Source organism: Dactylosporangium roseum (assembly GCF_025264685.1).
GTDB lineage: Bacteria > Actinomycetota > Actinomycetes > Mycobacteriales > Micromonosporaceae > Dactylosporangium > Dactylosporangium roseum.
This window is the reverse complement of record NZ_CP073721.1, coordinates 399,455-422,500: the sequence shown is the minus strand read 5'-3', so window position 1 is coordinate 422,500 and position 23,046 is coordinate 399,455. Positions and strand designations below refer to the sequence as shown.

Below are 23,046 nucleotides of genomic sequence, written 5' to 3'. Positions count from 1 at the left end.
GATCCGCCACGGCGATGACCTGCGGTACGTCACCCGTCGGGGCGCCCTGACAGAAGCCGGCCGTGACACGCGCGAGTTCGTGGCGACCCCGACGCGGCGGGAATGCCGGTCAGTCTCCCGGGGTGGGCGGATCCTCTGCGTCGATCAGCCGGCGGCGCTCCTCGACGGTCTCCGCGACCGACTCCGGTGCCGCGCCGGCGGCGAGCGCCGCTTCTCGCAGCGCGGCGAGCTCCGCCGCGATGAGGCGGGCGAGCTGATCGCGCTGCTCGGGTGACAGTTCGTCGGCCATGTCACCCTGAGGCTAACAGCCACGCACCCGGGGCGCTGTGTTCATCGCCCCAGGTGGCACAGGGCCGACCAGTGCTCGCCGGTGACGCTCCACCCGGGCGGAAGGTGCGGCGGCACGGCCCGGTCCGGGTCGCGGGTCCACTGCCGGACGGCGTGCACCGCCGCGGCCGGGTCGAGTCCCTCGTCGACGAGCATCGTGTGCAGCATGAACACCATCGCCGACGCGTCCGGCACGGGCACCGGGCGCAGCCAGCCGACGACCCCGGTCATGCCGGCGTCCAGGAACGCCGCCGCGAGTGCCTCCGTGCCCGGTTGCCCGGCGCTGTCGGCGGGGAGGATCACCAGTCCACCCGAGCCGGCGTCACGGATCTCCTCCGGGGCGAGGCGGGACGGTCCGGCGAGCTGGACGGCGTCGGTGACGCCGCAGCCCAGGTGCAGCAGCGAGGCGCCGGGCAGCCGGGCGAGCACGTCGGCGGCGGTGCCGGGGCCGTCCGTCTGTTCCACCAGGTGGCCGAGGCCGATCGAGCGGGGGTGGAAGATCCGGCGCAGCACCATCGCCTCGACGGTGGCGGCGTCGCGGTCGCCCAGCGGGTTCGTGACGAAGACCACGGCGTCGGTGACGGCCGGTGGTCTGCGCCCGGCGAGCGTCACCAGTTGCCGCCCCGACGACACGAACGACACCACGAGCTCCGGAGCGGTCGCCTCAGTCCACAGGAGGCGGCCGGGCCCGTCGGCCGCCGCGACGAGCAGCCGCCGTGGGCCGTCGCCGACGGCGGCGAGCACGGTGGCGACGACCGCCGCCGGGTCCGGTGTGCCCAGGTCACGCAGGCCGTCGGCGGTGACCAGCAGAACCCCGGCGCGGCCGCGCGGGTCATCGATCGGGTGCTGGTGGACCAGGGCGTCGGCGCCGACAGCTCGTACTGCCGCCGCGACCTCGTCGACCGAGGCCACCGGCCCGTCCGTGGCCGCCGCCTCCAGCACCGCGAACGCTTCGGCGGCCCGCCCCCGCACGAGGAGCACGCCGGCGCCTCGGCGGGCGGCCGGATCGCGTCGTGCGGCGTCGACCGCCACGGTGAGCGCCTGCCGCCACGGGTAGCGCTCGGGGACCGCGGCGAGCCGCTCCGCCAGGGTCTCGGCGGCGGCGGCGCATCGTGACCTGGGCGCTGTCGCGGCCCGGCACACCGCGCGGAGTGCCGCCGCGACCGGGTCGCCGGGAAGGGCTCCAGCCTGGATGGCGAACCGGTCCGCGACGCCGGCGAGGTCGTGGCCGAGCGGGTCGGACGGGTCCAGGAACGCGCCGAAGGTGCCGATGACCGTGGCCGCCGCCGGATGCCCGGCGGGCAGGCACTCGGCGGCGGTGACGAGCTCCTCGATCCCGGCCGCCGGGGTGCCGTCGAGCTCGTCCTCCGCCCAGCCGCCGCGGTCCAGCCGGGCGCGCAACTGGAGCGCGACGGCCAGCACGAACCGGTCGAGGCCGGCGGCGGCCGGTGCCGGGCGGCTGCCGTGGACGACCGTCGTGGCCATCGCCACGAACTCGTCGACGAGGCCGGGTGCCGGTGCCGGGATGCCGGGCTCCAGCAGCGCGGCGACCGCCAGGTGCACGGCGCTGGAGTCCTCGGGCGGCTGCCCGTCGGGGACGATGCCACGGACCAGGTGCGTCACCACGTCGAGCAGGGCGAACCGCAGTGCGTCGACGTCCACGCCGGGCGGTTCCGGCATGCCCATCCGCATCACCCGCGTCCTCACTGTCCGCCGTGGACGACGCCGGCCCAGGCCACCACGCGGGCCGGGTCGGCTTCGGACAACTGACGGACGAGCGGGCGCGGCATCCCGGCCGGGGGTCGCCGGTCGGGGTCGAGCATCCAGAGCTGCGCGCGGCGCAGCGCGTCCCAGACCGGGCGCCGCTCGGCCATGAGGAAGTGGTGGAACAGGTACATCAACACGGAGGTGTCCCGGTCCGGGACCCTCCACTGGGTCGACAGCACCGAGCGGACCCCGGCGACGAGAAATGCGGTGCCCAGGCTGAACGCCTCGTCGTAGCCGCGCCCGGAGACGCCGGCCCGGCAGGCGGCGAGCACCACGAGGCCGATGGCCCGCTCCGGTGCCCGGGCCAGCACGATCACCAGGTCCTCCGCGCTGAGCCGGTCGCCGTCGGCGTCGGTTGCCAGCAGCAGGTACGAGGTGGTGTCGGCCTCGGCCGGCTGGATCATGCCGTGGCAGGCCAGGTGCAGCATCGTGCCGGCTGCCGGTCGGGTGGTCGTCAGCCACTCGCGGACCTCGGCGGCGGTGCCGCGTCCGGATCGGCTCGGCGAGCCGTCGGCGCGTCGGCCGACGTATCTGGCTCCGGGATAGAAGGCCTGGTGCACGGCGTAGGCCTCGACGCGGGCGGCGGACAGCTCCGGTGCACGGCCGTGGGTGTCGGGGTCGCCGACGACGAGTCCCACCGGCAGCACCGGCACCGGTGTCGCCGACGCCGACCGGCAGAGCATCCGCGCCGACGCGGCCTGCGAGAACGCCGCCAACTGGACCGCGTAGGTCCCGTCGCCGCGGCGGGCCGCCTGCCAGGGGACGCGGGCGAGGTTGCCCTGCGGTACGAGCACGATGCGCGGCGGGCGGTGCCCGGGCGTCGGTAGCTCGGGGAGGTACCGCTCGACGAGCGGTCCGATGGCCGCACGCCACGCCCAGTCGCAGAGGATGTCGAGGCTGGCCGTCATCGTGTCGGCGCCGACGTCCGGTGCGGCCGGGTCGCGGGTGGACAGGGTGGCGAGCAGCGGCTCGACGTCGACGTCGACGTCGAGGGCGAGGTTCGGCAGCGCCATGAAGCTCGGCGGGCCCGCGGCCGGGACCATGACCGCCCAGCCGGTCGCCGCGGTCGTGGCGGGCAGCAGGTAGACGAGCGCGTCGGCGTCGAGGCCGGCCAGCGCGGCACGGATCTCCGGCAGGTCCGGCGGGGCGAGCGGCCCGGCGGGGCGGCCGCCGTCGGCGCCCGGCCCGGCCGACAGTGCGGCCAGGACGTCGGCGCGCAGGTCGGTCGGGATGTCGCCGGGCTTGTCCGCGGATCCGTTCGCCGCCAGCCGCCAGCGGGTGGCGAGACCGCTCCGGCCGATCCGTTCCAGCCGGGCCGGGACGTCGAGGAATTCGGTCGCGGCGAAGAGTACGAGGGCACGGCCGGCGTCGAGCGCCTGGACGGCGGCGGCTGGATCGTTGCCCATCAGGCACGATCGGGCGATGTCGACCGCACTGCCGGCCGCGTCCCGCGCGGCGGCCGCGGCGGCTGCCGCGGCGCGCTGTAGCAGCGCGTCCCCGGCCAGCGCGGAGCGGGTGTCGAAGCTCGCGCCGCCGGCTCCGGTGCGCACGACCGCGAAGGTCGGGGCCACCGCCCGCAGCCGGGGCCACTCCGGCGCCGCTGGTGGGTGGCGATCGGCGAGGCCGAGCAGGTGGTCGAGGTGCCGCGCCCGGTGTGCGCCCGCGGACGGCTCCGAGCGCAGGGCCACCACGACCAGTGCGGCTGCGAGTGCGCCGGTCACGGGCCGATCGGCGGGGAGCCGGCGCAGGTCGGCCGCGGCGGCGTCGAAGTCGCCGCCGAGGCCTGTGGCCAGGGCGGCCACGGTGGCCGCGCAGCGCGCGGTGGTCTCGGCGACCGTGTGTTCGTCCATCGCGCTCCCTCCCGGGTGCCGGCTGGTTCAGTTGGTGGGGCGCGGGGCGACGATCTCCAGGGCCGCCGAGGTGATCCGGTCGATGACTACCGGATCGGCGAGCAGGGCGAGCACTCGCTCGCCGTCGCCGGGGGTGGCGCCGGGGGTGCGGTCCATGTCCTCGGCGCCGGTACCGCCGCTGAAGACCTGGACCACGACGGCGCGCACGGCGTCCCTCGGGTCCTCGCCCTTGGCGAGGCGACGCTCGATCGCCCGTACGGCGGCCGCGGCCAGGTCGTGCAGGTGGGCGTCGTCGGTCTCGTGCCGTTCGGTCAACGGGAGATGGTCGGTCTCGTCGCGATTGAGCTCCGGCTCGGAGCGCGGTGCCGACAGCACGGGGGCCTGCTTCCTGCCGAGCGGTCGCTCGACGAAGTTCGTGTACCAGGTACGGCTCTGCCGCATCGCGGTGACGACGGTCTCGACGTCGGCCGCGACCGTGGTCTCGTCGCCGGACGGGTCGCCGGTGACGGTCGCGCGCAGGTCGGCCCAGGCGTTGAGCGGCCAGAGGCCGGCGCTCGCCGCCACCGGCACGCCGACCCAGACGAGCAGCTCGACGGCGAGCCGGGTGAGCCAGGGATCGTCCCGCAGAGCGCGGGTCAACCACTGGGGCAGCCGGGGGCGCTGCAGTGCGCCGCGTTCGCCGCGGCGGCGCCGGTGGGCGTCCACCGTCGCGGCGTTGATCCGCCGCATGATCCAGCCCTCGAGGTTGAGGATGGGCACCTTCGCGTTGCGCATCAGGTCTTCCAGGACGGCCTCCACGTCGTCCTGGAACCGGTCGAGGCAGTCGGGGCGCAGCCCGGAGATGGAGGACGCACAGGTCGGATGTCCCCGCTTGATCTCGAAGCCGCGGGTGTGCCGCTCGAAGACGAGCTGCCACACGATGTCGTACGCACCGCCGGTGAGTCGTGCGTATTCGCTGCCGGTCACGTCGACCGCCCGGGCCGCGAGCACGCCGCGACGGGCCAGGTCCCGCACCAGATCCGCCGAACTGGGCACCCTGCAATTCCTTCCGCGTGATGTGACGCCCAGCCTGCCCCAGTGCACATGCGGCGGCAAAGAGCAGTACGCAAAAGATCCCACCTCGGTAAGCCAAGCGAATGCGTTCGGCTCCGGGGCATTGACCGGTCGGTGCGCGCGCCGGCTGATCGGGTATGGGCCGGCAGCCGTTGTCATTACCTGTAAATCGACACCACTGCGTCCGGAAACATACGCAGATCGACGAACGACGACTTCATTCCGGGAATGGGGTCGATAGGCTGGCGCGTTGCCGCGACGCCGGCCCGGTGCGCCGCGGCTAAAGAAGATCATCCGTGCCCCTACGTCGTTCGGCACATGTGCCGGGTCCGCTGGGTCGAGAGCCTGGCTGCGTACCTCTTTCGAGCGACGAGGGAGCAAGCCGATGACCGTTACGCGAGCGACGGCCGAGCCGGAGCCGGAACCGCCGTTCACGAACCTGGAGCAGTTGGTGGACCACGTGTTGACCAGCGCCGTCGAGCCGGCCACCCGGCGCCTGCTGCACATCGCGTCCAACGGTGACCCCGCGCTGCTGCGCGCGCTGGTCATGAGTGGTCTGGCCGACGGCACCCTCACCTGGCAGGCCCGCCGCTGGCGCTGGGCGCCGGACCTGTCCCGGGCGAGCCGGATCTCGAGGTTCATCGAGAGCCGGGCGGCCGGGATGCCGCCGCAGCAGGTGGCGGCGCTGCGCATGATCGCCGCCGCTTGGGCGGAGCCGTTCGCGGCCGTCACCCAGATCCTCGGCGACCGGCCCGTGCCGGACGCGCCGGGCACGGCAGTCGGGCTGACGCGGCGGGAGCGGGAGATCCTCACCATGCTCGGCAACGGGCTCAACGCCCGTACGATCGCCCAGCGACTGTGCCTGTCGCAGCGGACCGTCGCCAAGCATCAGGAGCGGGTCTACCGCAAGCTCGGCACGTCGGACCGGCTCACCACCGTGCTACGGGCGCAGCGGCTCGGCCTGCTCAAGCCGGCCGCGCCCACCCCCGGCGAGGAGTCCTGACCGCCCCGTGCGCACCGGCCCGGGCGCCCCCTCGGTCGCCCGGGCCGGTGCGGTGGCTCTCCGAGGTCGCTACGAGATCTCGCTGGGGCGCGAGTCGCGGTCCATGTCCAGGTCCACGACGACGGTCTCGGCGACCCGGCCGTTGAGGTACACCGTGACCGGGCGGTTCTCCTTGTCCAGCAGGGTCAGTTGCGCCGTGGTGGCGCTCTCCATCGCGGACTTGACGCTCTCCACGACCGAGGTGACCTGCCGGGCGTCGATGCCCCATTCGGACTGACCGATCAGGATGCGGTTGCGGCTCATCTGGGTTCCTTTCCGGGGAAGTTCCGGGAGAAGCCGTCAGTCGACGGCCTCGACGGTGAACGAGAACGAGAAGTCCTGTGCTCGGCGCAGCGACCCGTCGGCCGGGTGCCGCCCCACGCCGAACCCCTCGTGGGCCAGCAGGGACGTGCGGTACAGCCCGATGCTCTTGCCGACCGCACCGAGCAGCAGCTTGTAGGCGACGTTGACCACGACCGCCCCGGCGCCGACGGCGGCGACGGCGATCGCCGCCTGCGGCGCGGCCAGGAACAGTCCGGCCAACTGGGCCCCCGCGGCCTGAACCTCCTGATCGACGAGTTCCTGCCGCATGAGGTCGCTGAGCGCCAGGCTGTCCTTCGTGTCGCGGGAGACGAAGACGGCGATGTCCAGGAAGTCCGTGGCCGGGCCGAGGTAGACCAGCAGGTTGTCCAGCGGCAGCCGGTGGTCGTCGCGGACGTTGGAGAACCGGGCGGTCTGTGCCGTGTAGACCGGGGTGGTCGTCCGGGCGGCCTCCGGCGGTGCTCCGCCGGTGGTGACCACGGCGTCAACTCGGATGTCGGCGCCGAGCAGTGCCCGGTTGCGGTGCACGACGAGTTCGCCGAGGCGCACCGCGACCCGCCGGGGCGCGGCGCCGCGCGGCGTGAACAGCCGCACCGACCGCTCCGGCCGGTCGTCGATCTCGAACACCACCTCCTCGGATCTCGGCGCGGGCACCGGCGTCACGTCGAAGTCGAGGAACCGCACGGTGTAGCGCACCGGCGGCCCGCCGGCGGGGGCGAAGTCGCGGACGCCCCCGACCGATATCTGACGGACGAGCTGCTCCAGCGCCGACTCGTCCGCGGTGCCGCGACGAGCGTGGACGCCGTCCTGTTCGAGCACCCCGAGGTCCTGCGGAGCGTCGGCGACGAGGACGAGCAGGCTCTCCGGGCGGGCGTCGGCACGGTCCACCCCGGCAGGCCACTCCAGGGCCACGCCGTCGAGCGTGCCGAGCACCTCGTCGGAGCCGAAGACGTACTGCTGGCCCGGCCCGAGCCGGACCCCGGCGGGGCTGAACCTGGTCAGCAACGTGATGCGCCCGCCGATCCCGATGTCGACCAGCGACGCGTAGAGCGGGCGGCCGCCGTCGTTGCGAATCCGGACGAACACCCGCTCGCCCGTGTGCAGCACGTCACCGAAGGCGGGCAGCGGCTGTTCGGTGCCGTCGATCACGCGGCCCCACTCCACGGTGACCGGGTCCTCGAGCTTGCGGCGGGGGTCGTCGCGCAGTTCCCGCAGCAGCGCCGCGCGGGCGAGTCGGACCAGGTCGGCCCGGATGAGGGTGGCCTGGGACACGCCGGCGGGGCGCGGCGGATGCAGCGGGCCGACCCGGTCGCGGACCGTCATGCCGCCGTCGGCGTCGATCGTGACCGCCGCGATCGCCGCCTCGTCGGGCTCCGCCGGCCGCAGCAGGGCCGTCGGGCCGAGCCGGCTGAGCAGGTCGGCGGCGCGCGGGTCGTCCACAGGAAGCGAGATCGGCACCTTGGGCGCCATCGTGCGGATGCGGAACGCCCGCGCGCCGACCGGAATCTCCGTCCAGCCGTCGTGCAGGGTGGCCCGGGCGTGCGCCGCCATGGTGCTGAGGCGGTCCACGACGGCCGTGCCCACCGCCGACGCCTGGTCGACCGCCTCCGCGCCCGGCGGCATGATGGCGAACTCGTCGCTGACCTGCACCCCCAGCAGCGGCGCGACCTCCAGGGTCACCCGCTGTGGGTTGGCGCCGCCGACGACCCGCAGCGCACCGACGGCGTCCTCCACCATGACGTCGAAGAGCAGCCGCGACGACGGCCCTTCCGCCTCCGGCCGCTGCTCCGGCGCGAGGGCGAGCACCGACCGGCGCACCCGGTCCATCAGCGCCGCCCAGGTCACCGGCAGATCCCCCGCCTCGGCCAGGGCTTTGGTGAACGCCTCGGTGAACATGCCCATCCGGACGCCGGTCGCGGTCGTGTACTCGAAGGCGGACTGCTCAGGCGCGCAGGCGACCATCCGCACCGCGTTGTCGTTGCCGAGCGGCCGCCACAGGTCCCGGCGCGACCCGCTGCCCAGTTGGCCGGTCACGTGGTCGTCGAGCCACTCGAACGGGTAGTGCAACGCCTTGACCCGGTGGTCCGGGTCGCGTGACATGTGGGCCGAGTGGCAGCAATCGAGCATCACCGCCACGTTGTGCGTCTTCTCGGTCAGCCGGCCCAGCAGCATGGACAGCTCCACGGCGGTGATCCCGCGGAAGTCGCCCTCGACCGACTCGTCCAGGTCGGTCGGCACGATGAACTGCACCGGCGGGCGGCCCTGCGCGGCCCGGGTCGGCAGGGAGCGGCCGCCGTGACCGCTGTAGTAGACGAAGACCGAGTCGTCCGGCCCGGCCTGGGCGATCAGGTGCTCGTACGCGTCGTGAATTCCGGCGCGTGTGGCGTCCGGGCCGACGCATCTGGTGATCGTGAAATCGCGCTTGCCCAGTGCCTCGGCGATCGCCGCCACGTCGTGCTCGACACCGGAAAGGCCATTCGTCTGCGACCCGATCAACAACGCTTTCCGTGGCATGTCGCTCCCTGAAGGTGGATCGAGCATTTCCACGTCGAACGGTATTGGCCGCAGCGGCGGACGTCACTAGACGATCGCTACGTTCATTCGCGTATTGCCGAGAACGGGAGCATGCGCCGAGGCCCCCTCCTACGAATCGCCGAACAACTGCAACCGATGGGCCGCCGCAATCGCCTTGTTCCGGTTATCGACTCCGAGTTTTCTCAGGATATTGGAGACGTGGACGCCGGCGGTGCGCTCGCTCATGCCCAGCGCCGCGCCGATGCCGCGATTGGTGAGGCCGTCGCAGAGCAGGCGGAAGACCTCGACCTCCCGCAGGGTGAGGTCGAACGGCGTCCGCGGCTTGGGCACGGCCGGGACGTCCGACGTGTGCTCACCCGTCAGGTCCAGGCCGTGGCGGTGCGCCGTGCCCTCGACCGCTCCGGTGAGGGGCTGCGCGCCGAGGTCACGCGCGAGCCGGAGGGCCTCGCGGGCCCCGTCGGCGGCGTCCGCCTTCCGGTCGTCGCGGACCGCCGCCTCGGCCCGGCGCCAATGGGCATAGGCGGCCTGGTACGGCCGTCGCAACTGCTGCCACGCCCGCGCCACCGCCGCCCACCGCGCGGCGCCGTCCCGGTCCCCGGCCCGGGCCAGCTCGGCACGGCACTGTTCACGCCAGGCGTGCGGCTCGGTGCCCGCTTCGGGCTCGGCGACGCCGTCGATCAGGTGGCCGAGGTCCGCGAGGTGCCCGTCCGCACTCGCCGTGCCGCCCGCGGCACGGCGCAGTGCCTCGTCGGCGGCGGCCCACAGGCCGATGGCGCACAGCCGCAGCAGCGATAGCGTGTGCTGGGTGCCGCGGACCGCGGCGAGCCCCTCCCGCACCGCGCGACGGGCCGCGGCCGGATCGCCGCGCCAGAGGGCCAACTCCGCACGGCAGGCGGCCAGCGGGCTGAGGAAGCGCGGGTCGGCGCCCGCCGCGTCGGTCAGCAGCGGCTCCAGCATCTCGTCGGCCTCGTCGAACCGGCCGCGCGCCACGAAGACCTCGGCCAGGGTCAGCCGCGCGTACCGCATCTCGCGGGGCGGCCGGTCCCGCACGTCGGCGGTGAGCAGTTGCTCCGCGTCGTCCCAGCAGCCGAGCATCACCAGGGCGGCGCTGGCGTTGTTCGCCAGCACCCGCGCACCCTTCGTCCTGGGCAGGCGCAGGCTCTTGAGCCGGTCCAGTTCCTTGCGTGCCACGTCGATCGACTCGTCGAGCCGGCCGGCGTGTTCCAGCGCCACGGTGAGATTGCCGTACGCCCGGTGCAGGTCCTCGAGGTGGTCCACCTCTTTCGCGATCGCGACCGCCGAGCGGAGGTTCATCACGCCCTCGGGGTCGTCGAGCATGGTCTGCGCGACCCCGGCGGTGTTGAGGGCCCGCCCTTCCTCGGCCCGGGCACCGGCCGACCGTGCGTGGCGGACCGCGCTGAGCGCGCGTTCCCGCCCGTCGACGTACTCACCGGCCTGGACCTCGGCGGTCGCCAGCGCGGCGATCACCCGCGCCTTCACGGCCGTCGGCGGCTGCTCGGGCAGCAGGGCGTCGGCCTCCCGGCACGCGGCGGTGGACGCGTCGATCTCGCCGGCCTCCCACAGGTAGCTGCCGAGACGCTCCAGCAGTTCGCCCCGGCGGACCGGCTGTGCCGCCCCGTCGACGTGCGCCAAGGCCCGGTTGAGCAGTTCGAGTCCCGCGTTGAGATCGCCGGCCCAGCGGGCGGCCTCGGCCGCCGTGGCCAGCAACCGGTCGAAGGTCATCCCGGTCCGCCGGTCGGCGTCGCCGACCTTCGGCCACAGCTCAAGAACCCGCTGGTACTGGCGGTAGGCGACCCGGAAGGCACGGTTGCGCTCGGCCTCCCGGGCGGCCGCGGTCGCCGCGCTCAACGCCTCGGGCCAGTCCCTCGCCTCGTACCAGTGGTGCGCCAGGAGCGGGGTCAGCTCACCGGCGGGGCCCAGGTCCGGGTCGGCGGCGAGCGCCTCGGCCAGCTTGCGGTGCAGTTCCCGCCGCACCCCGAGGCCGGTCTCGTCGTAGGCGACCTGGCGCAGCAGCGCGTGCCGGAACGCGTAGAGCCGTTCGAGCTTCTCGGCCCGCAGCATCTGGTAATCGACGCACTGTCGCAGCGCGTCGTCCAGCGAGCGTGGCTGCAACTCGGACACCGCGGCCAGCAGGTCGTAGCCGACCTCGCGCCCGGCGGCCGCGGCGGCCTGCATCGTGACGGTCCCGCGCTCGTCGAGAACGTTGAGCCGTTCCCGCATCAGTTCGCGCAACGAGTCCGGCAGCGGGACGTCGGCCGGGTCGCTCAGCGGCCGCCTGGCGAGCAGTTCCTCGGCGAAGAAGGCGTTGCCCGCGGTGAGCTCGTGGTACCGCTCGACGATCTCGGCGTCCACGTCGTGGCCGACCGTGGCGCCGACGAACCGCGCGAACTCGTCGAGGTCGAACGGGGCGAGGTCGACGCGGTGCACCCGCCGGGCGAACGCCGGCTCGGCCATCCGCCTGCGCAGCGGGCTGCCGGTGGGCGTGTCGCTGGGCCGGAACGTGAGCACGAGCAGCAGCCGCTCGTCGGTCTGCGCCTGCACCAGATAGGAGACGAGGTCCAGCGTCTCCGGGTCGGCCCAGTGCAGGTCCTCGAAGACGAGCACGGTGGGGGCGTGGCCACCGAGGTGGTCGAGCATGCGCAGGACCGCGGCGAAGACGCGCATCTGGGCGTCGGGCTGCGCCACCGGCCCGGTGTCCGGTCCGGAGCCGACGCCGGGCAGGCCGGTGATGAGCCGGGTCAGGTCGGTGTACGCCGTTCCGCCGTACCTGGACAGGTACTGGCTGCCCCGCTCGCGGACCAGCCGGCGGATCGCGTCGACGAGCGGGGCGTACGGGACGCTGGTGCCGCCGAGGTTGACGCAGGATCCGGCCAGGACGTGGGCCTTGAGCTCCTGGGCGGCCGTGGCGGTGAACTCACCGATGAGGCGGCTCTTGCCGACCCCGGCTTCGGCGGCCACCACCACCGCGGCCGACCCGCCCGTGCCACCGGCGGCGACGAGCCGGTCCTGAAGCAGCCGCAGTTCCCTCCGCCGTCCGATGAACGGGGCCGTCAGATCCACCGACATGCCGCCATCGTCTCGTGTCGCACGGTCGGCTGTCAGCCGTGGCCGGGCAGATCACTCCCGAGCGGTGTCACAGGTCGGCCCGAAGCGGCAAGGGCCGGTGGCGACACGGCTGGAGATGCCGGAGAAACCGGCGTGGATCAGCGGCCGTCGTTGTCGACGGTACGGATCCGTTCGTCGACGATGGCGGTGAGGTTGCCGAGGTCGGCTCCGGCGGACAGGGCGGCGGCACGAGCGGCGGTCAGTTCGTCGGCGAAGAGCTGGAGCAGCCGCCATCGGGTGTCCGCGGCGAGCGGTATGCCGTTGTGGTCGACCGTCACCGTTGCCTCCAAGGTTCGTCGCGGTGCTGCTGTCCGGCGCGGCGGCCGGCCGGTGGGCGTGCGGAAGGTACGGCGTGCCTCCTGGTTCGTGGTCGCTCCACCGGCCTACTGACGGACAGCCCGCCTCGCCGGTAATGGCTCGGCCCCGGCGTGGCGGTTGGACAGCGTGCCGATCGGTCTGGCCGCGATGATCTGACGCCTTCCTGACAGTCGCCGAGATCCGCGTAACTCGATCGCGTCGGCCTGCGCTCCTTCGAGCAGACCGAGTCCAGGCGGGGTGGACATCATGAAGGACTACCGCACACCCGAAACCCGGAACGAAGCCCTCGTACTCCTCGAAAAGCACACCGAGCGGGACGGGATCTGCGAGGGCTGCCTGTCGTCATGGGCACGGCTGGCCGAGTTTCCGTGCTCACTCGTCCAGTCGGCGCGCCGTTTCCTCACCGAGGACGGAACGGACCCGGCGGCCGACCCTCCGCAGCCTTGACGGACGTCAGGCGTGGCTGGCGCGGGGGGGGGGGGGGGAACTCCAGGCTCATCGCCGCACCGAGCCCGTCGGACGCGGCGCACTCACGAGGCTCGTAGCGTGATCGTTCCCGCGGGAAGGACGTCCACTGTTCCGCCGTGGCGACTCACTTCGAAGACGGGCTCGCCCACCGGCATGCCCAACGAGCGCCGCTCCGCCTCGGTCGGCATCCGGGCATTCACCTCGTCGCCCGGCTCCAGCGGCATGACCTTGCGCTGCGGCCGCTCACGTACCGTCGTCGGCTTCCCCTTGGTCTTGGTGATGAGCCCCTCGTTGAGCAGCAGCTCAAGGGCCCGCCGGACCGCCGTTTTGCTCAACTCGTAGGTCTGCGCCAGGTAGATCTCGGACGGCAGCACCGAACCGGGCGGCAGGGCACCGGAATCGATCTGGTCTCGCAGAATGTCCACGAGCTGCTTGTGCACCGGGCGGTCAGCATCGCGATCGATCACCACAATAAGATGCAGCTCGATGACCCTGTGCCCATCATAGAGCCTTATAGCCCTATGGCCATCAGTCCTTCGCCCGAGTCGTTCCGGGAAGCTTGGCGTAGGCCGCCAGGCTCACCCGGGAGCCGATCGCCAGCTTCCGGAAGATCTGCCGCAGGTGGTAGTTCACGGTGTGTGCGGAGATGCCGAGCCGGCGGGCGATCTGCCGGTTGGTGAGCGCCTGGCCGGCCAGCCGCGCCACCGCCTGCTCCCGGTCGCTCAGCCGGTCCCAGCCGACCGGTGCCGGCGCCACGGCTCGGTCGTCGTTGGCGACGCCGACGATCACGACCTCGCCGCTCAGGTCGTACAACACCACGGGCTGCAACCCGGCGGCCCGGAGGCCGCGGAGCACCGCGTCCAGGTCCGGCCGTTCGCCGTCCGCCATGACCGGCTGTTCCATGTCGACCCCCAGGTTTCGAGCGCGGTCAGGCATTGCCGGAGCAGGTGACGACGGCGCGCCGGCCCGCGGAGCCGTTCTCGAACACGACGCTGTGCGCGCCCGCGACCCCGCGGCCGAGGGCGGACAGGGACAGGGCGACGAGGGAGTTTTTGCGCATGGTGCACCGACCCTTCGGGGGACAACACGGACGGTTTGCGGAACGCACCATATCGGTGCCTGGCTATTACTGGAACTTACTGGAATCTACTGGAAGCACGCAACGGTGTTTTCACACCCGGGGAGACGGCCAGGCCGACAAACCGGACCAGACCGCCAGCTTCCACCACGGCAATCACTCCAGCCGGATGGGCTCTCACCAGCCATTCGGCGGATTCATTCCGGGTTCGGACCGGGTTCGATGAAACGTGGAACCGTTCCACTCGAACGTAACGCTCTGTAGCCCATTCGGCACGACAGCCCTCGCCGAAGTGGGGATTGCTGGAAATTACTGGAGAACGGTACTGTCCCAGCCATGGCCGACAGCGTCGAGGAACTGGAGCAGCGGATCGACGTGCTGCATGCCGAGATCCGCCACGCGCGGACCGTCGGCGACCTGCCGCGGGTCAGGATGCTGCGGGCCGAGGTGCGCGCCCTGGAAGACGCGTGGGACGAGGCGCACGAGCCCGCGGTGGCACCGGTGCCGACGCAGCGGGAAAGCGGTTCACTGCTACCGCTGCGCGAACAGGTCCACAGCGCCCTGACCCTGCTCACCGTGCCGGCCGCACCGAAACTGATCGCCCAGGTCTACAACGCCTGCTTCGGCGGGGACATCAACAGCGCCAAGCTGACCAGCCTCCGCCGCGACGAGGAGCGCTCGTTCCGCTCGTCGCCGTTCGCCCGGCCGTACTATCTCTGCGCCGCACTCACCGCCGACCGGCTCGCGGCGGCGCGTGGCCTCCTCGCCGTGTCGACGTGGCCGCTGGAGCGGCGCATCATCGGCGCGCTCAGCCCGCGCGTCGACTTCCTCCACGCGGCCGTCAGCGTCGCCGAGCACGTCGCCCGGCTTCCCGAGATCGATCGCGCGACCGCCCGCCTGCTGTGGCTGTTCGCCGAGAACATCCCGGGCGCCGCCGACAGCATCGGCTCGGCCAAGCCCGGCATGGTCATCCGCGCCGCGCGCGCCGAATTGCAAACGCACGAACCGGTCGACCGGTCGCACCGCGAAGCGGCCGCCGCCCGGGCCCGCACGCGGCTCGACGACGTTCGGCGGCTCTTCGGCAGCCCTTTGGAGCCGATGCCTGACAGCAAGGTCTCTTAGCCACACCGTTTCCCGCGAAGGAACGCCCCAGTGAACAGCACCGAATCGCGGCTCGATCGGCTGCGTGGCCCGGTACCACCCATGCCGCACAACGCCCGCACGATCGCCGCGCTGACCAGCAACCCCGGCTGCGCCCGCCGTGCCGTCATGGACGCCGCCGGTGTCGACAAGCGCACGGTGGCCGCCCGGGTCGGTTTCCCGCCGCCGTACGGGCAGTCGCCGTTCGCGATCACCCGGACCCGGGCGTTCGATGCGCAGGTGAAGGCCAACGGCTGCGCCGAGCTGCTGCGAATGCTGCGGGAGGTGCTCGACCTGTCGATCCCCGAGGTGGCGTACCACGACCTCGAGGAGGCCGCCGGCAACACGAGCCAGAACGTGCGGCACGCGCTGGCCCGGCAGGTGCTCGGGGCCGCCGCGAAGGGCACCGACGAGTTCGGCACGCTGTTCGACCACCCGCTGCTGCGCCTGCCGGTCGGCGGGCGGCAGGTGTTCCTCGAGCCGGACCTCATCGCGTTCCAGTTCCAGGGCGTCTTCCACATCATCGAGATCAAGTCGTTCGCGGTCATCGACGGCCAGGCCGACGGCGGCAAGGTCGCCGCGGCGGCGGTGCAGTCGGGCGTGTACGTCGTGGCGCTGCGCCAGCTACTGCGAGAGCTGGGCCTCGACCCCGAGCGGGTCTCGCACGACGTGGTGCTGGTCTGCCCGGAGAACTTCTCCAACCACGCGATCGCCACGAAGCTCGACGTGCGCCGCCAGCTCACCGTGCTCAACCGGCAGCTCAACCGGATGACCCGCATCGACGAGCTGCTGGCGCCGCTGGACGACGACCTGACGTTCGACCTGGCGCCGGACCGTGACGGCAGGCCCACGCGGCCGGCCGGTGAGCTGTGCGCGGCGCTGGAGCACATCCCGGCCCGCTACTCCCCCGACTGCCTGTCCATGTGCGAGATGTCGTACTTCTGCCGCCGCGAGGCGCACGGCACGACCCACACGCTGGGCCGCACCGTCAGCGAGGAACTCGGCGGCGTCGAGTGGGTCGAGACCGCGCTCGGCCTGGCCAGCGGCCTGCTCGCTCCCGCTCCGGAGCAGACGGAGGCCGCGGTGGTACTGCGGGCAGCGATGCGCCTGCGCAACGAGTGCTTCGGGGTTCCGGCATGACGTCGCTAACCTCCATCGCGCGGGCGCTCGCGGTCCGGGACCGGACCGCCCAGCGGATCACCACGGTCCGGCACACCCACATCAGCTCCAGGCCGCTCGTCTTCATCCCGCTCATGCTCGCCGGCGAGGCCAACGCCCCGCTCGCGGCGATGGTCGGCGACCGGCCGGACGCGCCGCGGCTGTTCATCGTGCCCCAGCCGCGCAACCGCGACCAGCGCTTCGCGTTCGCCGCCGAGCTCGGCCGATTCGTGGTGTCCTATGTGGACAGCTTCGCGAAGCTGACGGAGGACGTGCGCGGGCGGTCCCGGTTCACCGATGCGCCGCAGTTGCTCGTACCGAACCCGGGGGGCATCGGCTTCGTGCGCCTCTTCGGCCGCTCGACCCGGCTGCGCCGGACCTACGGTGCATACGCGGTCAAGCCGGTCGTGCCGCTGCTCGGCCGGTGGCTCACGTTCTTCGCCGAGCGCGCCGAGCACCCCGGCTCGGCGCTGATGCTCGCCATGACCTCGGCGCTCGGCGACCACTGGGCGACCGGGCAGAGCGCCGTCGAGGACGCCAACCTCGCCGCGCTGCTGGCCTGGATCGACCCGCCCGCCGGGCGCTCCCCGTTCGACGCCGCGCTCGACGCCGAGGACCCGGAGATCTGGCCGCCGGCCGGCCCGGCGACCGACCCAGCGTTCGACGCCGATCGGCTCGCACCCGCCATCGACCGGTACGCGCGGACGGACGGCAATCCAGCCGCTCGTCAACAGGCGCTGTCCAGGCTGGAGGCGGCCCTCGCCACCCAGCTCGGGCCGACGTGGCGGCTCATGTGGCGCGGCGTCGAGCTGCTCAACGGCCTCACACCCGGGGCGAGTGTCGTGGCCCGCTGGGCCGACGATCGCGACGCGTACACCGACTACGTCACCTACCTCAGCGGCGACAAGCCGCTGCCGCAGGCCCGCCGCGACAGCGCCGTCGCCGCGGCGCGCCGGCTCAGCCGTCTGGAGCGCGCCCAGGCATTGTTCGACGCGCAGCGCGCGCTGGACGATCCGCTCGTCATGGCCGAGCACCGGCTCACCGGCGAGGCGTTCGCCGGCGCCGTCGTCCACGCCGAGCCCGACCGGATCGACGCCTCGGGCCCCCGCCGCACGCTCCGCCCGCACGTCACGGTGCGGACGCAGGACCCGCTGCGGCTGGGCGTCGGCGTCACGGTGAGATCCCCGGCCCGGGCCGGGCAGAAGGCGGAGATCGTCGCCGTGACGCCGGTCGACGGCGGCCTGGACGTGCTGCTGGAACTCACCGGCGGCATGGGCCGCTCCCTGACCCCGCCGCCGGGCAGCGTCCCCGCGGCGGGCGAGTGGATCACGTACAGCACGATCTCGGACGAGTTCCAGCGGGTGGGGCAGTTCCCGGACGTGGCCGACACCCCGTGGACGCACGGCGGCCCGCCGGCGCCCCGCGAGCCGACCGAAGAGGACGCCGTGGAGGACTGGTCATGACCGACGACGTGTTTCCCGCCGTCATGGCCGATCTGCGACACGGTCGAACGCGCGGTGTGGTCGTCGATTCCCCGCCCGGCGCCGGGAAGTCGACGCTGGTCGTCCGGACCGCGCGGCATCTCGCCGGGCTGGGCGAGCCGATCGCCGTCGTGGCCCAGACCAACGAGCAGGTCGACGACCTCGTCAACAACCTCGCCACGGCCGCGCCGGACCTGGCGATCGGCCGGCTCTCGGCGCAGAACTACGCGCCGGTGGCGCGGATCTCCGGGCACCGGAACGTCACCGTCGACACGGACGTGGCCGGGCTGGCCGGTACACGGGTCGTCGTCGGCACGGCGGCGAAGTGGGGCATGCTGCGGGACGGCTCTTGGGCGTGGGCCATCGTGGACGAGGCGTACCAGATGCGCTCCGACGCGCTGCTGCGCATCGCGGGCCGCTTCGACCGGACCCTGTTCGTCGGCGACCCCGGCCAGCTCGATCCGTTTTCGACCGTGGAGACCGAACGCTGGGCCGGCCTGTCCTGGGACCCGCAGTTGAGCGCGGTGGCGGTGCTGCTCCGGCACAATCTCGACGTGCCCGTGCACCGGCTGCCGGTGTCGTGGCGACTCCCCGCTACGGCTGCGCCGGTGGTGTCCGAGGCGTTCTACCCGTTCACCGGCTTTACTTCCGGCCCCGGCCCCGGCGATCGTTCGCTGCGGTTCGCGACCCGCGCGTTCGGCGCGGCGCCGCTCGACGCCACGCTGGCGGAGGCGGCCCGCTCCGGCTGGGCGCTGCATGAGCTGCCGGCCCGGCACAGCATGCGCACGGATGCCGAGGTCGCGCAGGCGTGCGCGGACACGGCACTGCGGTTGCTGGAACGCGGCGCGGTCACGGTGTCGGAGAGAAACCCTGACGGCGCTCTGGTGACGGCGGAGCGGATCGCGATCGGCACCGCACACAGGGACCAGGCTACGGCGGTCCGCCAGCACCTGCCGGCCGACTCCGGCATCACGGTGGACACGGCGAACCGCCTACAGGGCCGCGAGTACGACGTGACGGTGGTGTGGCACCCCTTGTCCGGCCGGCGCGACGCGACGGCGTTCCACCTGGAGGCCGGGCGGCTGTGCGTGCTGACGTCGCGGCACCGGCACTCCTGCGTCGTGGTGGCCCGGGCCGGCATCTCGGCGCTGCTGGACGCCCACCCGTCGACGGGCCGGATGTATCTCAACGAGATCGTGAAGTTCCCGGACGGCTGGGAGGCCAACCAAGCGGTGATGTCCCACCTGGAGCGGCACCGGGTGGCCGCGGCCTGAGCGTGACGAGTTCGCCGCGTTCACGCCTCGCTACGCCAAGGCCAGCCGAGCGAGCTTCGCCCTCGTCGACGGGCGGCAAGCGCCCCTTTTCAATGCATCCAAACTCCTCGACGCCGACCATAATGATCCATGACCGGTCAGACGAGAGGAACCGCATGCGGATCGCCATGATGGTCAAGGGGTGCGTCTGCACACCCGCACCGGCCGACATCATCTACTCGCCCATGCAGTTGGCGACCCAGTTGGCGCGCGTCTGGGCCGGACGGGGCCACCACCTCGACTTCTACGGGCCGGTCGGCTCCGAGGTCCCCGGCGCCCGAGTGATCGACTGCGGAGTGCCCCCGCTGGTCACCGACAAGGACGAGTTCACCGAGGCGCTCACCGATCCGGGGCTCGCCAGCGACAACATTCTGGCGCTCTGGGATGCCCGGCTCGCCCAGGAGATGTTCCTGCGGGCGGGTCGCGGCGAATACGACGTGCTGTATTTCCACCACCCGGAGGTACCGCTGCCCTTCCTCGCCCACCATCCCGGCGTCCCTGTCGTGAGCAGCGTCTACGACAGTCCTCTGCCACCGTTGCTGACCCAGGCCATCGGCATGTTCGCCAGCCCGCAGCACCGGCTGGTCGCGATCTCCGCCGCGCAGCGACACGCCGACCCCAACCTCACGTTCGCCGCCACCATCCCCGGCGGTGTCGACACCGCCGACTTCGCTCCGGACCCGGCCGCGCCACCGGGCCGGCACCTGTTGTTCGCCGGCCGCCTCGTGCCCGAGAAGGGCGTCGGCGACGCGATCGAGGTGGCCCGCCTGACCGGCCACGAACTGCGTCTGGTCGGCCCCTGGTACAGCAACTCCTCCTACTTCGCCGACGAGATCGCCCCGCACCTCGGCGATCAGGTCCGCTACCTGGGGCCACTGAGCCTGGCGGAACTGCGCGCGGAACTGCGGACCCGACCGCGTGCCCTGCTCATGCCCAGCCGCCACGAATCGTTCGGTCTCATCATCATCGAGGCGCTGGCCTGCGGCGTGCCGGTCATCGGCCTGCGCCGCGGCGCGATTCCCGAAATCGTCATCGACGGGCAGACCGGATTCCTCGTCGAGGACGTCGACGAGATGGTAGCCGCGGTCCACCGTCTCCCCACCATCGACTCCGACGCGTGCCGCGCCGACGCCGTCCGCAGATTCTCCCTCGACGGGATGGCCGACGCCTATGAAGCGCTCTTCCGTCAGGTCGGGTCGGCGTGATGCGGGTGGCGACCATGGTGCGTGGCTGGATCGCCACGCCGGCACCGCCCGACGTCGTGTACGCCCCGATGGCCATCGCCAGTGCTGTCGCCGGCGGACTCACCGCCCGGGGCCACTCAGTCGATTTCTACGCGCCACACGGCTCGCGCGTGCCGGGTGTTGCCCTGTATGACGGCGGTCTCGACCCCGTGGTCACCGACCGTGCCAGCTTCGACGGGGTGATCGACCGGGCCACGTGCGGCGACTACGCCGACCTGGCCGCGGCCGACCGCCACCTCGCCCGGCTGATGGCCCGCGGCGCCGCGGTCGGCCGCTACGACGTCCTGCTCTTCCACCATCTCGAAGTGGCGGCGGCGATCGCCGGCGACGTGCCCCGGACCCCCGTGGTCTCGGTACTCTGGGACCCGCCCGGACCGGAGCTCACCGCGTACACCGCCGAGCACCCGAACCTCTTTGTCATCGCGGTTTCGGACCAGCAGCGACGCGACGCCGGCGCACTGCCCGTCATCGACACCGTCTACCCCGGCATCGACTGCCCAGCCGACCTCACCCCGACGACCCGTGGGGACGGCGGAGCCCGGCTGGTGTACCTCGGGCGGCTCATTCCGGAGAAGGGTCCCGACATCGCCGTCCAGGTCGCCACCCGGACCGGGGCCCAGTTGGACCTCCTCGGCCCGGTCCGGACCGAGGATCAGCGGTTCTTCGACGAGAAGATCCGCCCCTACCTCGGTGCCCGCATCCGCTATCGGGGCCACGTCCCGAACGACCGGCTGGCCGACCACCTCGCAGGCGCCTCCGCCCTGCTCATGCCGATCCGCTGGCAGGAACCGTTCGGCCTGGTGATGATCGAAGCGATGGCCCATGGCGTGCCGGTGATCGGCTTCGGCCGCGGCGCGGTGCCCGAGATCGTCGCGCAAGGCGTCAGCGGCTACGTCGTCGAGTCCACCGACGAGATGTGCCGCGCCGTCCGGGCGCTCGACCAGTTGACCGCGGAGGGCTGCCGGCGGTACGTCCGTCAGCATTTCTCGGTGCGTGAGATGGTCGACGGATACCAGGCCGCGCTCAGCAGAGCCGTCGCCCTCGCATCGTCGAGGTCGTGGCCTGGTGACCGGGTCCGGGTGCGACTCGACGCGGCCACGCGGGAACCGCGGTCGTAGTCGACGGGTCCATCACCGACCAGGGGTCATCGCGGTGCCGCGGGGTCACTGTCCGAGCCTGTCCTGCCCGCGAGTTCCGTCAGCCGGCGTTCGAGAAAGCGTCGTTCCGCACCGTCGTCGGTGAGTTCTCTCGCACGTCGATAGGCGTCGCGCGCCTCGTCGGTCCGCCCGAGCCGGCGCAGCAGTTCGGCCCTGGTCGAGTGCAGGTAGCGAAAGTCGTCCAGGCCGAGTCCGTCGACGATACGCAGACCGGCCTCCGGTCCCTCGATCTCGGCGACGGCGATGGCACGGTTCAGCTCGACGACCGGCGAGGCGGTCAGGCGGGCGAGCTCGCCGTACAGAGCGGCGAGTTGCGCCCAGTCGCACGGCTTCTCGGCGTGCAGCGAGGCGATCGCAGCCTGCAGGACGTAGGGCCCGCGGCCGCCCAGGGCGATCGCCCGGTCGAGCTCGGCGCGTCCGCGGCCGATCTGCGTGGTGTTCCACCGTGACGGGTCCTGATCGCCGAGCAGTACCAGCTCGCCGTCGTTGAACCGCGTCTCGCGGCGGGAGTCGTGCAAGAGCATCATCGCCAGGAGCCCGCGCACCTCGGGCTCATCAGGAAGCAACTCGGTCAGGGCGCGTCCCAACCAGATCGCCTCGGCCGCGAGCTCGTCGCGACCGCCGTAGCCCTCGTTGAAGATCAGGTACACGACGGCGAGAACGGCGTCGAGACGCTCCCGGAGCAGATGGTCCGGCGGGACTCGAAACGGGATTCCCGCCGCCTCGATCTTGCGTTTGGCCCGCACCAGTCGCTGCGCCATGGTGCGCTCCGGGACGAGAAAGGCGCGGGCGATCTCGTCGGTGGTCAAGCCGCCCAGGGTACGCAGGGTCAGCGCCACCTGCGCCTCGATCGCGAGGGCCGGGTGGCAGCACGTGAAGATGAGCTCCAGGCGCTCGTCGGGGAACGTGGTGGTGTTCATGGGCACCTCGACACGATGGGCAGCGACGAGCATATCCAGCCTGGTGGCGAGGACCCGGTCGCGGCGGATGCGGTCGGTGGCGCGGTTGCGCGCCGTCCTCATCAGCCAGGCGCGCGGGTTGGCCGGCACGCCCTCGCGCGGCCAATGATCAGCGGCGATGGCGAACGCCTCCTGCGCGGCGTCCTCGGCGACGTCGAAGTCGCCGAGGATGCCGATCAGAGTGGCCAGGACGCGGCCCCATTCCTCGCGGAATATCTCGTCGAGCGCCGCTACCAATACACTTCCGAGGGCCGGATCTCGACGGCTCCGCCGTAGCGTGCCGCCGGGACGCGGGCGGCCACCTCGATGGCCGCGTCGATGTCGTCGGCCTCGAGGATGAACAAACCGCCGACCGCCTCCTTCATCCCGACGAACGGGCCGTCGGTCGTCAGGGTCTTGCCGCCTTCGACCCGCACCGTGGTCGCGTGCTCGGGGAGACCCATCGGCGGCACAGAAGTGACGCCCGGCGACTGGTTGATCGCATGGTAGTCGGCGTAGACCTGCTTCTGTTCGTCCTCGGTGAGCGCGGCCTGTTCATCGAGCGCCGAGCCCTGATAGACCAGCATGATGTACTTCATCGCTGCCTCCTCGTCGGTACCAGGTTCGCAGTAAGACGAACGGCGAGCCGAGAAATCGACACCCGACACCGAAAATGTGCGCCGGCCCGGATCAGGCCGCGCCGGCGCAGGTCGGCCCGCACGTAAGGAGT

The 23,046-nt window shown here is 72.4% G+C and carries 21 protein-coding genes; 8 read left to right on the top strand and 13 right to left on the bottom strand.

The window, feature by feature from the left end; translation table 11 throughout:
• Positions 1-109: 109 nt before the first annotated feature.
• From Drose_RS01900 to Drose_RS01885, 4 genes are read right to left on the bottom strand one after another with little or no spacing between them, the layout of a single operon-like run.
• Positions 110-289 (bottom strand): hypothetical protein, encoded by a 180-nt coding sequence (locus Drose_RS01900; protein ID WP_260726450.1) that lies wholly within the window; start codon positions 287-289, stop codon positions 110-112.
• Positions 290-330: 41 nt separating this feature from the next.
• Positions 331-2,013: a CHAT domain-containing protein gene (locus Drose_RS01895; RefSeq protein WP_260726449.1), complete on the bottom strand. Its 1,683-nt coding sequence runs from the start codon at positions 2,011-2,013 to the stop codon at positions 331-333.
• A 17-nt stretch (positions 2,014-2,030) separates the two neighbouring features.
• Complete coding sequence (locus Drose_RS01890) at positions 2,031-3,944, bottom strand: CHAT domain-containing protein (protein WP_260726448.1); 1,914 nt, start codon at positions 3,942-3,944, stop codon at positions 2,031-2,033.
• Between the two features lie 27 nt (positions 3,945-3,971).
• Complete coding sequence (locus tag Drose_RS01885) at positions 3,972-4,979, bottom strand: hypothetical protein (protein ID WP_260726447.1); 1,008 nt, start codon at positions 4,977-4,979, stop codon at positions 3,972-3,974.
• A gap of 403 nt (positions 4,980-5,382) precedes the next feature.
• On the opposite strand from Drose_RS01885, the gene Drose_RS01880 reads away from it, so the two are divergent.
• Positions 5,383-6,000 carry a helix-turn-helix transcriptional regulator gene (locus Drose_RS01880; protein ID WP_260726446.1) on the top strand — a complete coding sequence of 206 codons (618 nt, stop codon included), beginning with the start codon at positions 5,383-5,385 and terminating at the stop codon, positions 5,998-6,000.
• Between the two features lie 69 nt (positions 6,001-6,069).
• On the opposite strand, the gene Drose_RS01875 is transcribed toward Drose_RS01880, so the two are convergent.
• The 4 genes from Drose_RS01875 to Drose_RS01860 form a co-directional block, all read right to left on the bottom strand.
• Positions 6,070-6,303, bottom strand: coding sequence for a hypothetical protein (locus Drose_RS01875; protein ID WP_260726445.1), 234 nt, complete (start codon positions 6,301-6,303; stop codon positions 6,070-6,072).
• Between the two features lie 36 nt (positions 6,304-6,339).
• Positions 6,340-8,874, bottom strand: coding sequence for a caspase family protein (locus Drose_RS01870; protein WP_260726444.1), 2,535 nt, complete (start codon positions 8,872-8,874; stop codon positions 6,340-6,342).
• A 129-nt stretch (positions 8,875-9,003) separates the two neighbouring features.
• Positions 9,004-11,982 carry a helix-turn-helix transcriptional regulator gene (locus tag Drose_RS01865; protein ID WP_260726443.1) on the bottom strand — a complete coding sequence of 993 codons (2,979 nt, stop codon included), beginning with the start codon at positions 11,980-11,982 and terminating at the stop codon, positions 9,004-9,006.
• Between the two features lie 137 nt (positions 11,983-12,119).
• Positions 12,120-12,299, bottom strand: a complete 180-nt coding sequence (locus Drose_RS01860; RefSeq protein WP_260726442.1) for a hypothetical protein — start codon at positions 12,297-12,299, stop codon at positions 12,120-12,122.
• Positions 12,300-12,585: 286 nt separating this feature from the next.
• Between Drose_RS01860 and Drose_RS01855 the strand changes: the two genes are divergently transcribed.
• Entirely contained in the window at positions 12,586-12,786 is a 201-nt protein-coding gene (locus tag Drose_RS01855) for a hypothetical protein (RefSeq protein ID WP_260726441.1), read from the top strand.
• Between the two features lie 83 nt (positions 12,787-12,869).
• On the opposite strand, the gene Drose_RS01850 is transcribed toward Drose_RS01855, so the two are convergent.
• From Drose_RS01850 to Drose_RS01840, 3 genes are read right to left on the bottom strand one after another with little or no spacing between them, the layout of a single operon-like run.
• Positions 12,870-13,277, bottom strand: a complete 408-nt coding sequence (locus Drose_RS01850; protein WP_260726440.1) for a GntR family transcriptional regulator — start codon at positions 13,275-13,277, stop codon at positions 12,870-12,872.
• Between the two features lie 58 nt (positions 13,278-13,335).
• The gene (locus Drose_RS01845) at positions 13,336-13,710 is read right to left on the bottom strand and encodes a helix-turn-helix domain-containing protein (RefSeq protein WP_260726439.1); all 375 of its coding nucleotides are present in this window, start codon (positions 13,708-13,710) and stop codon (positions 13,336-13,338) included.
• Between the two features lie 25 nt (positions 13,711-13,735).
• On the bottom strand, positions 13,736-13,867 hold the full coding sequence (locus Drose_RS01840; protein ID WP_260726438.1) for a hypothetical protein: 132 nt from the start codon (positions 13,865-13,867) through the stop codon (positions 13,736-13,738).
• Between the two features lie 354 nt (positions 13,868-14,221).
• On the opposite strand from Drose_RS01840, the gene Drose_RS01835 reads away from it, so the two are divergent.
• The 6 genes from Drose_RS01835 (at position 14,222) to Drose_RS01810 (ending at position 21,339) form a co-directional block, all read left to right on the top strand.
• The gene (locus Drose_RS01835; RefSeq protein WP_260726437.1) at positions 14,222-15,007 is read left to right on the top strand and encodes a hypothetical protein; all 786 of its coding nucleotides are present in this window, start codon (positions 14,222-14,224) and stop codon (positions 15,005-15,007) included.
• A 30-nt stretch (positions 15,008-15,037) separates the two neighbouring features.
• The gene (locus Drose_RS01830; protein ID WP_260726436.1) at positions 15,038-16,165 is read left to right on the top strand and encodes a hypothetical protein; all 1,128 of its coding nucleotides are present in this window, start codon (positions 15,038-15,040) and stop codon (positions 16,163-16,165) included.
• Positions 16,162-17,646 carry a hypothetical protein gene (locus Drose_RS01825; RefSeq protein WP_260726435.1) on the top strand — a complete coding sequence of 495 codons (1,485 nt, stop codon included), beginning with the start codon at positions 16,162-16,164 and terminating at the stop codon, positions 17,644-17,646. The genes Drose_RS01830 and Drose_RS01825 overlap by 4 nt, the downstream gene beginning before the upstream one ends.
• Positions 17,643-18,938 carry an AAA domain-containing protein gene (locus tag Drose_RS01820; RefSeq protein WP_260726434.1) on the top strand — a complete coding sequence of 432 codons (1,296 nt, stop codon included), beginning with the start codon at positions 17,643-17,645 and terminating at the stop codon, positions 18,936-18,938. The genes Drose_RS01825 and Drose_RS01820 overlap by 4 nt, the downstream gene beginning before the upstream one ends.
• A 155-nt stretch (positions 18,939-19,093) precedes the next feature.
• The gene (locus Drose_RS01815; protein ID WP_260726433.1) at positions 19,094-20,182 is read left to right on the top strand and encodes a glycosyltransferase; all 1,089 of its coding nucleotides are present in this window, start codon (positions 19,094-19,096) and stop codon (positions 20,180-20,182) included.
• Positions 20,182-21,339, top strand: coding sequence for a glycosyltransferase (locus Drose_RS01810; RefSeq protein WP_260726432.1), 1,158 nt, complete (start codon positions 20,182-20,184; stop codon positions 21,337-21,339). The genes Drose_RS01815 and Drose_RS01810 overlap by 1 nt, the downstream gene beginning before the upstream one ends.
• 26 nt (positions 21,340-21,365) lie before the next feature.
• Here Drose_RS01810 and Drose_RS01805 read toward each other — a convergent pair whose 3' ends face one another.
• Together Drose_RS01805 and Drose_RS01800 are read right to left on the bottom strand one after the other, a co-directional pair.
• Entirely contained in the window at positions 21,366-22,574 is a 1,209-nt protein-coding gene (locus Drose_RS01805; protein ID WP_260726431.1) for an RNA polymerase sigma factor, read from the bottom strand.
• On the bottom strand, positions 22,568-22,984 hold the full coding sequence (locus Drose_RS01800; protein WP_260726430.1) for a YciI family protein: 417 nt from the start codon (positions 22,982-22,984) through the stop codon (positions 22,568-22,570). The genes Drose_RS01805 and Drose_RS01800 overlap by 7 nt, the downstream gene beginning before the upstream one ends.
• Positions 22,985-23,046: the final 62 nt, after the last annotated feature.

What these genes read in the sequence shown, in the direction of transcription:
- Drose_RS01845 (WP_260726439.1), bottom strand. Translation starts at nt 13,710, where the DNA reads ATGGAACAGCCGGTCATGGCGGACGGCGAACGGCCGGACCTGGACGCG.
- Drose_RS01900 (WP_260726450.1), bottom strand. Translation starts at nt 289, where the DNA reads ATGGCCGACGAACTGTCACCCGAGCAGCGCGATCAGCTCGCCCGCCTC.
- Drose_RS01875 (WP_260726445.1), bottom strand. Translation starts at nt 6,303, where the DNA reads ATGAGCCGCAACCGCATCCTGATCGGTCAGTCCGAATGGGGCATCGAC.
- Drose_RS01820 (WP_260726434.1), top strand. Translation starts at nt 17,643, where the DNA reads ATGACCGACGACGTGTTTCCCGCCGTCATGGCCGATCTGCGACACGGT.
- Drose_RS01825 (WP_260726435.1), top strand. Translation starts at nt 16,162, where the DNA reads ATGACGTCGCTAACCTCCATCGCGCGGGCGCTCGCGGTCCGGGACCGG.
- Drose_RS01810 (WP_260726432.1), top strand. Translation starts at nt 20,182, where the DNA reads ATGCGGGTGGCGACCATGGTGCGTGGCTGGATCGCCACGCCGGCACCG.
- Drose_RS01870 (WP_260726444.1), bottom strand. Translation starts at nt 8,874, where the DNA reads ATGCCACGGAAAGCGTTGTTGATCGGGTCGCAGACGAATGGCCTTTCC.
- Drose_RS01895 (WP_260726449.1), bottom strand. Translation starts at nt 2,013, where the DNA reads ATGGGCATGCCGGAACCGCCCGGCGTGGACGTCGACGCACTGCGGTTC.
- Drose_RS01835 (WP_260726437.1), top strand. Translation starts at nt 14,222, where the DNA reads ATGGCCGACAGCGTCGAGGAACTGGAGCAGCGGATCGACGTGCTGCAT.
- Drose_RS01815 (WP_260726433.1), top strand. Translation starts at nt 19,094, where the DNA reads ATGCGGATCGCCATGATGGTCAAGGGGTGCGTCTGCACACCCGCACCG.
- Drose_RS01890 (WP_260726448.1), bottom strand. Translation starts at nt 3,944, where the DNA reads ATGGACGAACACACGGTCGCCGAGACCACCGCGCGCTGCGCGGCCACC.
- Drose_RS01855 (WP_260726441.1), top strand. Translation starts at nt 12,586, where the DNA reads ATGAAGGACTACCGCACACCCGAAACCCGGAACGAAGCCCTCGTACTC.
- Drose_RS01865 (WP_260726443.1), bottom strand. Translation starts at nt 11,982, where the DNA reads ATGTCGGTGGATCTGACGGCCCCGTTCATCGGACGGCGGAGGGAACTG.
- Drose_RS01840 (WP_260726438.1), bottom strand. Translation starts at nt 13,867, where the DNA reads ATGCGCAAAAACTCCCTCGTCGCCCTGTCCCTGTCCGCCCTCGGCCGC.
- Drose_RS01880 (WP_260726446.1), top strand. Translation starts at nt 5,383, where the DNA reads ATGACCGTTACGCGAGCGACGGCCGAGCCGGAGCCGGAACCGCCGTTC.